12 protein-coding genes are annotated in these 12,625 nt (G+C 71.9%); 4 read left to right on the top strand and 8 right to left on the bottom strand.

What is annotated here, in order from left to right; translation table 11 throughout:
- Positions 1–29: 29 nt before the first annotated feature.
- From infB to rimP, 4 genes are all read right to left on the bottom strand, one after another.
- On the bottom strand, positions 30–3,071 hold the full coding sequence (gene infB, locus ACZ470_RS31250; RefSeq protein WP_468432631.1) for a translation initiation factor IF-2: 3,042 nt from the start codon (positions 3,069–3,071) through the stop codon (positions 30–32).
- Between the two features lie 185 nt (positions 3,072–3,256).
- A complete protein-coding gene (locus ACZ470_RS31245) occupies positions 3,257–3,538 on the bottom strand; it encodes a YlxR family protein (RefSeq protein WP_030216796.1) in 282 nt (93 codons plus the stop codon).
- Positions 3,539–3,640: 102 nt separating this feature from the next.
- On the bottom strand, positions 3,641–4,627 hold the full coding sequence (gene nusA / locus ACZ470_RS31240; RefSeq protein WP_037861923.1) for a transcription termination factor NusA: 987 nt from the start codon (positions 4,625–4,627) through the stop codon (positions 3,641–3,643).
- Positions 4,628–4,629: 2 nt separating this feature from the next.
- Positions 4,630–5,151, bottom strand: coding sequence for a ribosome maturation factor RimP (gene rimP / locus ACZ470_RS31235; protein ID WP_468432629.1), 522 nt, complete (start codon positions 5,149–5,151; stop codon positions 4,630–4,632).
- Positions 5,152–5,359: 208 nt separating this feature from the next.
- On the opposite strand from rimP, the gene ACZ470_RS31230 reads away from it, so the two are divergent.
- The 4 genes from ACZ470_RS31230 (at position 5,360) to ACZ470_RS31215 (ending at position 7,935) form a co-directional block, all read left to right on the top strand.
- Entirely contained in the window at positions 5,360–5,893 is a 534-nt protein-coding gene (locus ACZ470_RS31230; protein ID WP_468432628.1) for a hypothetical protein, read from the top strand.
- On the top strand, positions 5,890–6,363 hold the full coding sequence (locus tag ACZ470_RS31225; RefSeq protein ID WP_468432626.1) for a ferritin-like domain-containing protein: 474 nt from the start codon (positions 5,890–5,892) through the stop codon (positions 6,361–6,363). The genes ACZ470_RS31230 and ACZ470_RS31225 overlap by 4 nt, the downstream gene beginning before the upstream one ends.
- A gap of 51 nt (positions 6,364–6,414) precedes the next feature.
- Positions 6,415–7,320 carry an aminoglycoside phosphotransferase family protein gene (locus tag ACZ470_RS31220; protein ID WP_468432624.1) on the top strand — a complete coding sequence of 302 codons (906 nt, stop codon included), beginning with the start codon at positions 6,415–6,417 and terminating at the stop codon, positions 7,318–7,320.
- Between the two features lie 108 nt (positions 7,321–7,428).
- A complete protein-coding gene (locus ACZ470_RS31215) occupies positions 7,429–7,935 on the top strand; it encodes a carboxymuconolactone decarboxylase family protein (RefSeq protein WP_468432622.1) in 507 nt (168 codons plus the stop codon).
- 52 nt (positions 7,936–7,987) lie between these two features.
- On the opposite strand, the gene ACZ470_RS31210 is transcribed toward ACZ470_RS31215, so the two are convergent.
- The 4 genes from ACZ470_RS31210 to ispG all read right to left on the bottom strand — a co-directional run bounded on the left by ACZ470_RS31210 (position 7,988) and on the right by ispG (position 12,497).
- Positions 7,988–9,688 (bottom strand): proline--tRNA ligase, encoded by a 1,701-nt coding sequence (locus ACZ470_RS31210; RefSeq protein ID WP_468432620.1) that lies wholly within the window; start codon positions 9,686–9,688, stop codon positions 7,988–7,990.
- Between the two features lie 40 nt (positions 9,689–9,728).
- Entirely contained in the window at positions 9,729–10,334 is a 606-nt protein-coding gene (locus ACZ470_RS31205; RefSeq protein ID WP_468432618.1) for a GNAT family N-acetyltransferase, read from the bottom strand.
- Positions 10,335–10,360: 26 nt separating this feature from the next.
- Positions 10,361–11,209, bottom strand: a complete 849-nt coding sequence (locus tag ACZ470_RS31200; protein ID WP_468432616.1) for a GNAT family N-acetyltransferase — start codon at positions 11,207–11,209, stop codon at positions 10,361–10,363.
- A 130-nt stretch (positions 11,210–11,339) separates the two neighbouring features.
- Positions 11,340–12,497 (bottom strand): flavodoxin-dependent (E)-4-hydroxy-3-methylbut-2-enyl-diphosphate synthase, encoded by a 1,158-nt coding sequence (ispG, locus tag ACZ470_RS31195; protein ID WP_468432614.1) that lies wholly within the window; start codon positions 12,495–12,497, stop codon positions 11,340–11,342.
- Positions 12,498–12,625 lie beyond the last annotated feature (128 nt).

Raw genomic sequence — 12,625 nt, 5'->3', positions numbered from 1 at the left:
TCCCGCCGGCCGGCACACACCGTGGGCTGTTACACCCGCGGCTTCTCGCGCATCTCGTACGTCGCGATGACGTCGTCGACCTTGATGTCGTTGAAGTTTCCGAGGTTGATACCGCCCTCGAAGCCTTCGCGGATCTCGGTGACGTCGTCCTTGAAGCGACGCAGACCCTCGATGTTGAGGTTCTCCGCGACCACCTTGCCGTCTCGGATGAGGCGGGCCTTGGTGTTCCGCTTGACCTCGCCGGAGCGGATGAGAACACCCGCGATGTTGCCCAGCTTGGACGACTTGAAGACCTCGCGGATCTCCGCCGTACCGAGCTCGACCTCCTCGTACTCCGGCTTGAGCATGCCCTTGAGGGCCGCCTCGATCTCCTCGATCGCCTGGTAGATGACCGAGTAGTAGCGGACGTCCACGCCCTCGCGCTCGGCCATCTGCTGCGCACGCCCGGCGGCGCGCACGTTGAAGCCGATCACGATGGCGTCCGAGCCCATCGCCAGGTCGATGTCGGACTCCGTGACCGCACCGACGCCGCGGTGCAGGACGCGGATGTCGACCTCTTCGCCGACGTCCAGCTGGAGCAGCGAGGACTCGAGGGCCTCGACCGAACCGGAAGCGTCACCCTTGATGATCAGGTTCAGCTGCTGGACCTCGCCGGCCTTGAGCACCTTGTCCAGGTCCTCCAGCGACACGCGGCGCGTGCGCTTGGCGAACGCGGCGTTGCGCTCACGGGCGGCGCGCTTCTCGGCGATCTGACGGGCCGTACGGTCCTCGTCCACGACGATGAAGTTGTCGCCCGCACCCGGGACGTTGGTCAGGCCCAGGACCTGGACCGGCGTCGACGGGCCCGCCTCGGCGACGTTGTTGCCGTTGTCGTCGAGCATGGCGCGCACGCGGCCGTAGGCGTCGCCCACCACCATCGTGTCGCCGACCCGCAGGGTGCCTCGCTGGACGAGGACGGTCGCCACGGCACCGCGGCCGCGGTCGAGCCGGGACTCGATCGAGATGCCCTGCGCGTCCTGCGTGGGGTTGGCCCGCAGGTCGAGCGAGGCGTCCGCGGTGAGGATGACGGCCTCGAGGAGGCTGTCGATGTGCAGACCCTGCTTGGCGGAGATGTCGACGAACATGGTGTCGCCGCCGTACTCCTCGGCCACCAGGCCGTACTCGGTCAGCTGACCGCGCACCTTGGTCGGGTCCGCGCCCTCGACGTCGATCTTGTTGACCGCGACGACGATCGGGACCTCGGCCGCCTTGGCGTGGTTGAGCGCCTCGACCGTCTGCGGCATGACGCCGTCGTTGGCCGCGACGACCAGGATCGCGATGTCGGTCGACTTGGCACCACGGGCACGCATGGCGGTGAACGCCTCGTGACCCGGGGTGTCGATGAAGGTGATCTTGCGATCCTCTTCGTTGACCTCGGTCGTGACCTGGTAGGCACCGATGTGCTGGGTGATGCCGCCGGCCTCGCCCGCGATGACGTTCGTCTTGCGGATGGCGTCGAGGAGGCGGGTCTTTCCGTGGTCGACGTGACCCATGACGGTGACGACCGGCGGGCGGACCACCAGGTCCTCCTCGTCGCCCTCGTCCTCGCCGAACTCCAGGTCGAAGGACTCGAGCAGCTCGCGGTCCTCCTCCTCCGGGCTGACGATCTGAACGGTGTAGTTCATCTCGTCCGCGAGGAGCTGGAGCGTCTCGTCGGAGACGGACTGGGTCGCGGTGACCATCTCGCCGAGGTTCATCATGACCGCGACGAGCGACGCCGGGTTGGCGTTGATCTTCTCCGCGAAGTCGGTGAGCGAAGCACCGCGCGACAGGCGAATGGTCTCGCCGTTGCCGCGAGGCAGCATCACGCCGCCGACCGACGGGGCCTGCATGGCCTCGTACTCCTGGCGCCTCTGCCGCTTCGACTTGCGGCCACGACGCGCGGGACCACCGGGACGACCGAAGGCGCCCTGCGTGCCACCACGGCCACCGGGACCGCCGGGACGGCCACCGAAGCCGGGACGGCCACCGCCGCCGGCGAAGCCGCCACCGCCGCCGGGACGACCGGCGAAGCCGCCGCCGCCACCGGGACGACCGGCACCGCCACCGCCGCCCGGACGGCCGGCGAAGCCGCCGCCGGGACGACCGCCGCCACCGCCGCCGGGACGACCCGCACCGCCCGGACCGCGGCCACCGGGGCCGGGACGCGGGCCGGCAGCGGGACGCTGCGGCATCATGCCGGGGTTCGGACGCGGACCACCGGGGCCGCCACCGGGACGGGGACCGCCGCCCTGCGGACGCGGCATCGAGCCCGGGGTCGGGCGCTGCCCGCCCGGAGCCTGCGGACGCGGACCGCCGCCGCCCTGGCCACCGGGGGCCTGCGGACGGGGACCGGCGCCGCCGGGACCACCCGGACCGGGACGCGCGCCCTGTGGACGCGGCGCCTGCGGACGGGCCATGCCGGTGGAGCCACCCGAGGTGAAGGGGTTGTTACCGGGACGCGGACCGGCCGGGCGGGCACCCGGACGCGGAGCACCGCCACCGGGACGCTGACCCTGACCGGCCGGACGGCCCTGACCGCCACCCTGACCCTGGCCCGGACCGGCGGGACGACCGCCGGGCTTGGGGGCACCGGGACGCGCGGCGGGCTTCGGACCGGACGGAGCCGGGGCCGCCGCCGCGGGCGGGGCCTGGAACTCCGGGGCCGCCGGAGCCGGACGCGGCGCGGGGCGCGGGCCCGGCGTCGGACGCGGACCGGAGGGCGCCGGAGAGGGAGCCGACGGTGCCGCCGGCGGCTGGGCCGCGGCGGGCTTGGGGGCTGCCGGCGGCTTCGGGGCAGCCGGACGAGCCGCCTGCGCCGGAGAGGGCGCGGCGGGCCTGGGGGCCGCCTTCCGGGGCGCGCCGGGCTTCGCGGCGGACTTGCCGTTGCCCCCGCCCTGCTGGAAGGCGTCGGTCAGCTTGCGTACTACGGGCGCTTCGATGGTCGAAGACGCCGAACGGACGAATTCACCGAGTTCCTGGAGCTTGGCCATGACGACCTTGCTCTCCACACCGAACTCCTTGGCGAGTTCGTAGACCCGGACCTTAGCCACTTCGCTCCTTTGAGGTCCGGGTTGCGTCCGGACCGTCGCTAGTTCATGGGCGTACTCATCGCGTACTCATCGAGTGCTCATCGCAATCTCGACCTGCTTTCGACTCGCGAGGTACCAGACCGCACGGGGGGTTCCGTACAGCATGTTCTTACGTGTTGCCTGTCCAGCCGGCGGGAAGCCGCTGCTCAGCAACCTTGTGCCTGCTCGACGTAGTGGCGCAACGCCTTTACGTCGAGCGGTCCCGGGACGCGAAGCGCCCGCGGAAACGCCCTGCGGCGCACTGCCTGGTCGAGACAGACCGGGACGGGGTGCACATAAGCACCCCGGCCGGGCAGCGTACCGCGAGGATCGGGGACGCACGCGTCCTCGATCACCACGATCCGCAGCAGCTCGCTCTTGACCGCTCGCTCCCGGCACCCCACGCAAGTGCGCTCAGGGCATACGCCAGCACGTGTCCGGCCAGACACTCCTCAGTCTACCTCCCCGGAGCGACCTCACCCCTTTGGGGCAAGAATCGAACAACTGCCGCGAGCGAAGCTGTCGTGATCTCAGCGACCTGCGGCTTGGATCTATTCCCCGGCCTGTTCCGTGTCCGGCCGGATGTCGATCCGCCAGCCGGTCAGACGGGCGGCGAGGCGGGCGTTCTGCCCCTCCTTGCCGATCGCCAGGGAGAGCTGGTAGTCCGGCACGGTGACCCGGGCGGACCGGGCCGCCAGGTCGACGACGTCCACCTTGGAGACCCGGGCCGGCGACAGCGCGTTCGCCACCATCTCGGCCGGGTCGTCGGACCAGTCGACGATGTCGATCTTCTCGCCGTTCAGCTCGCCCATCACATTGCGCACCCGGCCGCCCATGGGCCCGATGCAGGCGCCCTTGGCGTTCAGACCGGACCGGGTGGACCGGACGGCGATCTTCGTACGGTGACCGGCCTCACGGGCGATCGCGGCGATCTCCACGGAGCCGTCGGCGATCTCGGGCACCTCCAGGGCGAACAGCTTCTTCACCAGGTTGGGGTGCGTGCGCGACAGGGTCACGGACGGCCCCCGGACGCCCTTGGCCACCCGGACGACGTACGACCGCAGCCGCATGCCGTGCGGGTAGGTCTCGCCGGGGACCTGCTCCTGCACCGGCAGGATGGCCTCCAGCTTGCCGATGTCGACCAGCACGTTCTTCGGGTCGCGGCCCTGCTGGACCACGCCGGTGACGATGTCGCCCTCGCGGCCGGCGTACTCGCCGAGCGTCGCGTCGTCCTCGGCGTCGCGCAGGCGCTGCAGGATGACCTGCTTGGCCGTGGTGGCGGCGATACGGCCGAAGCCGGACGGGGTGTCGTCGAACTCGCGGGCCTCCTGGCCCTCCTCGAGGTCCTCGGGGTCCTCCTTCGCCCACACGGTCACATGTCCGGTCTCCCGGTTGAGCTCCACGCGCGCGTGCCGGCGGCTTCCCTCGGTGCGGTGGTAGGCGATGAGGAGGGCCGACTCGATCGCCTCGACCAGCAGGTCGAAGGAGATCTCCTTCTCCCGTACCAAGCCCCGCAGGGCGCTCATGTCGATGTCCACGGCTACGCCTCCTCTTCCTTCTTGTCGTCCTTCTTGTCGGACGCGTCGTCCTTGCGGTTGAACTCGACCTGGACGCGGGCCCTGGTGATGTCGTCGAAGGCGAGTCTGCGCGCGGTGGCCTTGCGGCCCTTCACCCCGGGCACCTCGAGGTCGAGGCCCTCGTCGTCGGCCTTCAGGATCCTGGCGACCAGTTCGCCGCCCTCGGCCAGCTGGAACCGCACCAGGCGGCCGGTGGCGCGCACATAGTGCCGCTGCTCGGTGAGGAGGCGCTCCGCACCCGGGGTTCCGACCTCGAGGGTGTACTCCGCGCTGCCCATCGCGTCCGTCTCGTCGAGCTTCGCCGAGAGCGCGCGGCTCACATCGGCGATCCGGTCGAGGTCCGCACCGGTGTCGGAGTCGACGACTACGCGCAGCACACGCTTGCGGCCGACCGAGTCCACGGCGATCTCTTCGAGATCCAGGCCCTGGGAGCTGACGAGCGGTTCCAGAAGTTCTCGAAGCCTCTCGCTCTGGGTGGTGCTCATCCGGGTGACTCCTCGGCCGCGTGTGCTGTTGTGGGATGGGGCGCGTGTCTGCTCAAAGGGTATCCGGTCGCGGAGGGTGTTGCTGTCCACCCGGTCACGGAGGGTGCCGCTGAGCGCGCCGGGGCGGGCGCACGGGTACCGTGATCACGGGTCGGTCCTGCCCTCCCTTCGTCCCCACGTTCGTACGAGCCCCCCGAGGACGTCTGCCGTGCCGTTCCCCTCGTCCCCACGCGCCCGTTCGGGGCCGCGCCGAAGGAGTCTGCTCGCCGTCGCCCCGGCGGCCCTGCTGGTGGCGGGCTGTTCCGCCGGGCCCGAGAAGTCCGACGCCTCGGGCGGCAGCCGTCCCTCGGCGGCCGACCGGGCACGCGCGCGTGCCGCCCGGGACAGCCGGGAGCTTGCCGCGCGGTACGACGCGGTCCTTGCCGCGCATCCGAAGCTGACGGAGCGGCTGCTTCCGCTGCGTGCGGAGGTCGTACGGCACGCGGAGGCGTTCGCGGGCCCGCCGAAGGCCTCTCCGTCGCCGTCCGGGTCGGCCTCGCCCTCGGCCTCGGCGTCCCCGTCGGCCGCCGTGCCCGCGAAGGAGAAGGACGCCCTGGCCCAACTCGCCGCCGCCGAACGGGAGATCGCCGACCGGCACGCGAAGGCGCTGCTGGACGCGCCGGGTGAGCTGGCCCGGCTGCTGGCCTCGGTGGCGGCGGCCGGCGCGGCGCATGTGTATCTGCTGACGGAGGCACGACGGTGAGCAACGGTCGCGAGGCCAAGGACGAGGAACTGCGGGCCCTCCAGGCCGCACTGGCCGCGGAGCACGCGGCGGTGTACGGCTACGGGGTCGTCGGCGGGCGGATCGGCGAGGAGCGGCGCACCGAGGCACGGACGGCGTACGACGCGCACCGGGCGCGCAGGGACGCGCTGGTGCGCGCGGTCGGGGACGCGGGCGGCAAGCCCGTCGCCGCCGCCGCGGGGTACGCGCTGCCGTTCCCGGTGCCGGACGCGGCGGCGGCGGTCCGGCTGGCGGCGGAGCTCGAGGACCGGGTGGCCGGGGTGTACGCCGATCTGGTGCGCGCGAGCTCGGGTGAACGACGCCGAGGGGCCGCCGAGGCGATGCGGGAGGCGGCGGTGCGGTCGGTCCGCTGGAGCGGCGAGAGCGTAGCCTTCCCTGGGCTCGCCGAGCGGAGCGGTACGGCTTCGGCGACCACGGCGCCGACCGCGTGATGTGACGGGGGCGGCAGGCACCGCGTACAGCAGGAAGGGAACGACTCGCGCATGGTTTTCGAACCGCCGCAGCGTCTGGTGAGGGCGCTCGGTGAGACGGCGCCCGAGGGCGACGACTGGCTGGAGAAGCTGCCGGAGGTGGCGCACGAGGCCGTCGCACAGCGGGAGTCGACCGTGGAGCGGGTGCAGGTGCCGGGCGGGCGCAGCAGCCTGGTGGTGCTGGTGCGCATGGCCGACGGGACGCCCGCCGTGCTGAAGCTGGCGCCGCGCCGGGCCCGGCCGGAGAGCGAGCGGGCCGCGCTGGCCCACTGGGGCGGCCGGGGAGCGGTGCAACTGCTGGAGCCGCCCTCCGAGGCGACCGAGGGGGTGCTGCTGCTGGAGCGCCTGCATCCGGACGTGTCGGTGCGGTCCTTGCCGGAGGCGAAGGCGTTGCTGGAGGCGGCGGGGACGCTGCGCCGGCTGTGGGTGGACCCGCCGGAGGGGCACGGCTTCGAGACGGTGGACGAGCGCACGGAGCGGCAGGCGCGGGCGATGGCGGCGAGCGCGGCGGCCGATCCCGAGGTGGCGCCCCTGGTGGAGGCGGCGCTGACGGCCCGCGAGGAGCTGCTCGCCGCGCCGCCCGAGCACCGCCTGCTGCACGGCACGTTCCGGCAGAGCAAGGTGCTCGCCGGGGAGCGCACGCCGTGGCTGGCGGTGGGACCGGACCCGGTGGTCGGCGAGCACGCGTTCGATCTGGCACGCCTGGTACGTGATCGCGTGGAGGACCTGATCGCGCAGCCGTCCGGTGCGACGACGACCCGGCGACGTGTGAAGCGCCTCGCGGAGTCCCTTGAGGTCGACCGCGAACGCCTGAGCGGCTGGACCCTGTTCCGCGCGGTGGAGTCGGGAGTACGAGCCCGCCGCGTGGGCCGCGAACAGGACGCGGAACTCCTGCTGGAGTTCGCGAGCTGGCTCTAGGAGGCGTCCGCCAGGCGTACGCGATTTCCGCGCCGGGGGCCGTCACACTTCTCCACTGCCATCCGTCAGGGCGGTGTCAGCCAGTGAGGCAGCCCGAAGGAGACGGCTATGGAAACGCGTTCGATCACGGCGGAGATCCCGATGGTTCCGCGGATGTCCGAGGACCCCGCGGAGCTCGTTCCCGAGCTGGCGGAGGTGTCCGCGGCGTTGTTCAAGGTCACCGGCAACGGGTCGGTGCCGCGCTCCACGATCAGCCTGGTGCAGCTGCGCGCCGGTCAGATCGCCGGCAGCACCTACCTGACCGTCCTGCACACGGGTTTCCTGCGCAAGGCCGGGCAGTCGGAGGAGCGGATCGCCTCGGTGGCGTCCTGGTGGGACTCGCCGTACTTCACCGGTGCCGAGCGCGCCGCGCTGGCCCTCGTGGAGGCCGTGCTCCAGCCGTCCGCGGACGGCGAGCGGGTCTCCGACGCGCTGTACGCGCGGGTGGCCGAGCACTACGAGCCGAAGGCGCTCGCCACCCTGATGTTCGCGATCGGCCAGGTCAACTTCTTCACGCCCGTCGCGCTCATCGCCAAGCCGGTGCCCGGCCGGTCGTTCACCGACCCCTGGAAGTGAGACGGGCCGGGGCCCGTGCGGCGGGTTTGCCGGCACGGGCCCCGGGACGCCGTCACGCCGTGAGGCGGGCGATGGCCTCGGCGACCGTCAGTTCCTCGCGTTCGCCCGTGCGGCGGTCCTTGAGCTCGACGATGCCCTCGGCGGCGCGGCGGCCCGCGACCAGGATCTGCGGGACGCCGATCAGCTCCGAGTCCGTGAACTTCACGCCCGGGGAGACTCCCGCGCGGTCGTCGACCAGGACGCGGAGGCCCACGGCGGACAGCTTCTCGGAGACGTCGAGGGCGAGCTCGGTCTGGAGCGCCTTGCCGGCGGCGACCACGTGGACGTCGGCCGGGGCGACCTCCGCGGGCCAGCACAGGCCCTTGTCGTCGGCGGTCTGCTCGGCGAGGGCCGCCACCGCGCGGGAGACGCCGATGCCGTAGGAGCCCATGGTGACGCGGACCGGCTTGCCGTTCTGGCCGAGGACGTCCAGCTTGAGGGCGTCGGCGTACTTGCGGCCCAGCTGGAAGATGTGGCCGATCTCGATGGCGCGGTCCAGGCGCAGACCCGTGCCGCACTTGGGGCAGGGGTCGCCCTCCTGCACCACCACGACGTCCACGTACGCGTCGACCTCGAAGTCGCGGCCGGCGACCACGTTCTTCGCGTGCGTGTCGGCCTTGTTGGCACCCGTGATCCAGGCGGTGCCGGGCGCGACGCGCGGGTCGGCGATGTACGTCACCTTGTCCAGGCCCTGCGGGCCGACGTAGCCGCGCACCAGTTGCGGGTGGGCGATGAAGTCCGCCTCGGTGACCATCTCCACGGCGGCCGGGGCGAAGTGCGCCTCGACCTTGTCCATGTCGACCTCACGGTCACCGGGGACGCCCACGGCGACGATCTCGCCGTCGACCTTGACCAGCAGGTTCTTCAGCGTGGCCGAGGCGTCGACGCCGAGCTGGGCGGCGAGGGTCTCGATGGTCGGGGTGTCGGGGGTGGGGATGTCCTCGGCGGCCGGGACGCCGGCGGCGTCGACCGGCTTCAGCTCGTACGCGATCGCCTCGGTGTTGGCCGCGAAGTCGCAGTTGGGGCAGTCGGCGAAGGTGTCCTCGCCGGCCTCGGCGGGGGCGAGGAACTCCTCTGACTTCGAGCCGCCCATGGCTCCGGCGGTGGCCGCGCAGATGCGGTAGTCGAGGCCGAGGCGCTCGAAGATCCTCTGGTACGCCCGGCGGTGCAGGGCGTACGACTGCGCCAGTCCCTCGTCCTCCAGGTCGAAGGAGTAGGAGTCCTTCATCAGGAACTCACGGCCGCGCAGGATACCGGCGCGGGGGCGGGCCTCGTCGCGGTACTTGGACTGGATCTGGTAGAGGATCACCGGCAGGTCCTTGTAGGAGGACGCCTGGTCCTTCACCATCAGCGTGAAGATCTCCTCGTGGGTGGGGCCGAGGAGGTAGTCGCCGCCCTTGCGGTCCTGGAGGCGGAACAGCTCGGGGCCGTACTCGTCCCAGCGGCCGGTGGCGTCGTAGGGCTCACGCGGCAGCAGCGCGGGGAGCAGCACCTCCTGGCCGCCCATGGCGTCCATCTCCTCGCGGACGATGCGCTCGACGTTGGCGAGGACCTTCTTGCCGAGGGGCAGCCACGTCCAGATGCCGGCGGCGGTACGGCGCACATAGCCGGCGCGGACCAGCAGCTTGTGGCTGAGGACCTCGGCGTCCGCCGGGTCGTCGCGCAGCGTCTTCGCCATCAACTGGGACATGCGCTGGACCGGTGCGTTCGCCATGGTTCTCGTACTCCTGCTGCGTCTGGGTGATGACAGGAGGTTAGCCGGGCGGGACGGGGCGGCGGAAATCGGTTATGGGCCGTCCGCGGAGCAGGGGCAGCGGCGCGCCCATGACGGCGTACGGCTTGGGGGCGCTGGGGAAGTGGACCTGGCGGGCGAGGTCCTGGTAGCCGAGCGAGCGGTACAGGTGGCGGGCGGGGCTGTCGACGTCGATGGCGGAGAGGATCGAGCGGGGCTGCTCGGCGCCGTCGGTGATGGTGGTGATCAGGGCGCGCCCGATGCCGTGCCCCTGGTGCCGGGGGTGGACGTGCAGCTCGGTGATGACGAAGGAGTCGTCGAGCCAGTCGTCGTGGCCCCGGGCGCGCAGATACGGCTCGACGACGGTGGACCACCAGTGGGCGCGGTCGTTGGGCATGCCGTAGACGAAGCCGACCAGGCGTCCCCTGGCGGTGGCGCCGAAGGCCCGTGCGCCCGGGAGGGTCATGTGGCGCAGCACGATCTGCCGGCGTACGGCCACCTCGTCGGGGCCGAGCCCGAACGCCACCGCCTGCACCGCCAGCGCCTCGTCGACGCGGCCGGCGAGGTCGAGGGGGCCGATCACGATGTCGTCGGGCTGTGGGCGGCCCTGACCGGGAAAGCGCAGCATGCCGGGGAGACTACAGGGCGTGCCCGTCAGAACAGCACGCTCATGAAGGCCCCGACCTCCTGGAAGCCCACCCTCTTGTAGGTCCGGCGGGCGGGCGTGTTGAAGTCGTTGACGTAGAGGCTCGCCACGGGGGCGATCTCCGTCAGGGCGTAGCGGAGGACGGCGGCCATGCCGGGTGCGGCGACGCCCCGGCCCCGGTGCTCGGGGGCCACCCAGACGCCCTGGATCTGGCAGGCGCGGTCGGTCGCGGCGCCGATCTCGGCCTTGAAGACGACCTTGCCGTCGGCGTCGAAGCGGGCGAAGGAGCGGCCCGAGCCGACGAGCTCGGCGACGCGGGCCTGGTAGAGCAGTCCGCCGTCGCCGGCCAGCGGGGAGACGCCGACCTCCTCGGTGAACATGGCGACGCAGGCCGGCATGACCGTCTCCAGTTCGTCCTTGCGGACGCGGCGGACGTAGGGGTCCGGGGCTATGACGTCGGACATGCGGTCGGTGACCATGAGGGGCTGGTGGGTGCGGACCTCGCGGGCCGGGCCCCACTGGGGTTCGAGCAGCCGCCAGAGCTCGGCGGTGGGCTCGGCCGGGCCGACGATGGAGGAGCAGCGGCGGCCGGCCCGGCGGGCGCGGTCGGCGAAGGCGCGGACGGCCCGGCGGTTGGCGCAGATGGGCACCAGGTTGGCGCCGGCGTAGCACAGGGACGTCAGGACGCCGCCCTCGTACCAGCCCCACATCTCGCCGCCGAGCCGCCACGGGTCCAGGCCCGCGATCTGGACGCGGGCCGTCACGAAGGCGTTCGCGACCGGCTCGCGGTCGAGTACCGCGAGCGCGGCGTCCAGGTCGCTCGGTTCGAGGACCCGGGATGTGGTCTGCGTCAACACGTGCGGGGCCTCACACACTGGGGTCTGCTGGTTTCCGCACTGTACCTGTGGAATCCGGGGGCCGCCGCCCCCGGACCCCGCTTCGGCCGGGGACGGGACCCGTCCTCGGACGCGGGACGGGCCGAACAGGTCAGCCGGCCACCGAGATCTCGGGTTCGCCCGAGGCCACGCCGTTCTTCTCCATCTCCTCGGCGATCTTCATCGCCTCCTCGATCAGCGTCTCCACGATCTTCGACTCGGGCACGGTCTTGATGACCTCGCCCTTCACGAAGATCTGTCCCTTGCCGTTGCCCGAGGCGACGCCGAGGTCGGCCTCGCGGGCCTCGCCCGGCCCGTTGACGACGCAGCCCATCACGGCGACGCGCAGCGGCACCTCCATGCCGGTGAGGCCGGCGGTGACCTCCTCGGCCAGCTTGTAGACGTCGACCTGGGCTCGGCCGCAGGACGGGCAGGAGACGATCTCGAGGCCGCGCTGCTTGAGGTTCAGGGACTCCAGGATCTGGTTGCCGACCTTGACCTCCTCGACGGGCGGGGCCGACAGGGAGACGCGGATGGTGTCGCCGATGCCCTCGCTGAGCAGCGCGCCGAAGGCGACGGCCGACTTGATGGTGCCCTGGAAGGCGGGGCCGGCCTCGGTGACGCCGAGGTGGAGGGGGTAGTCGCAGGCGGCGGCGAGCTGCCGGTAGGCCTCGATCATCACGACCGGGTCGTTGTGCTTGACCGAGATCTTGATGTCGCGGAAGTCGTGCTCCTCGAAGAGGGACGCCTCCCACAGGGCGGACTCGACGAGCGCCTCGGGGGTGGCCTTGCCGTACTTCTGGAGCAGGCGCCGGTCGAGGGAGCCGGCGTTCACCCCGATGCGGATGGGGGTGCCGTGGTCCTTGGCCGCCTTGGCGATCTCCTTGACCTGGTCGTCGAACTTCTTGATGTTGCCCGGGTTCACCCGGACCGCCGCGCAGCCCGCCTCGATGGCCGCGAAGACGTACTTGGGCTGGAAGTGGATGTCGGCGATGACCGGGATCTGCGACTTGCGGGCGATCGTCGCCAGCGCGTCGGCGTCGTCCTGCGTGGGACAGGCCACCCGGACGATCTGGCAGCCGGACGCGGTCAGCTCGGCGATCTGCTGCAACGTCGCGCCGATGTCGGACGTACGCGTCGTCGTCATCGACTGCACCGACACGGGGGCGTCCCCGCCCACCGCCACGGTTCCGACCTGGATCTGCCGGCTCTTCCGGCGCTCGGCGAGCTTGGTCGGAACGGACGGCATGCCGAGAGAAATCGCAGTCATCTGCTGTGCAACCCCAAGTCGTGGATCTAGGTGCGGCTCCCCGTGAGCAGCAGGCTCCGGGCTCCGAGATTACGGCAAGGGCCGATGCCGGAGCACATCCCGCTCCTAAACCCGCTCAAAGGGCGACG

The sequence above is a fragment of the Streptomyces sp. NPDC031111 genome (assembly GCF_055570675.1).
This window is presented reverse-complemented; position numbering and strand designations above follow the sequence as displayed.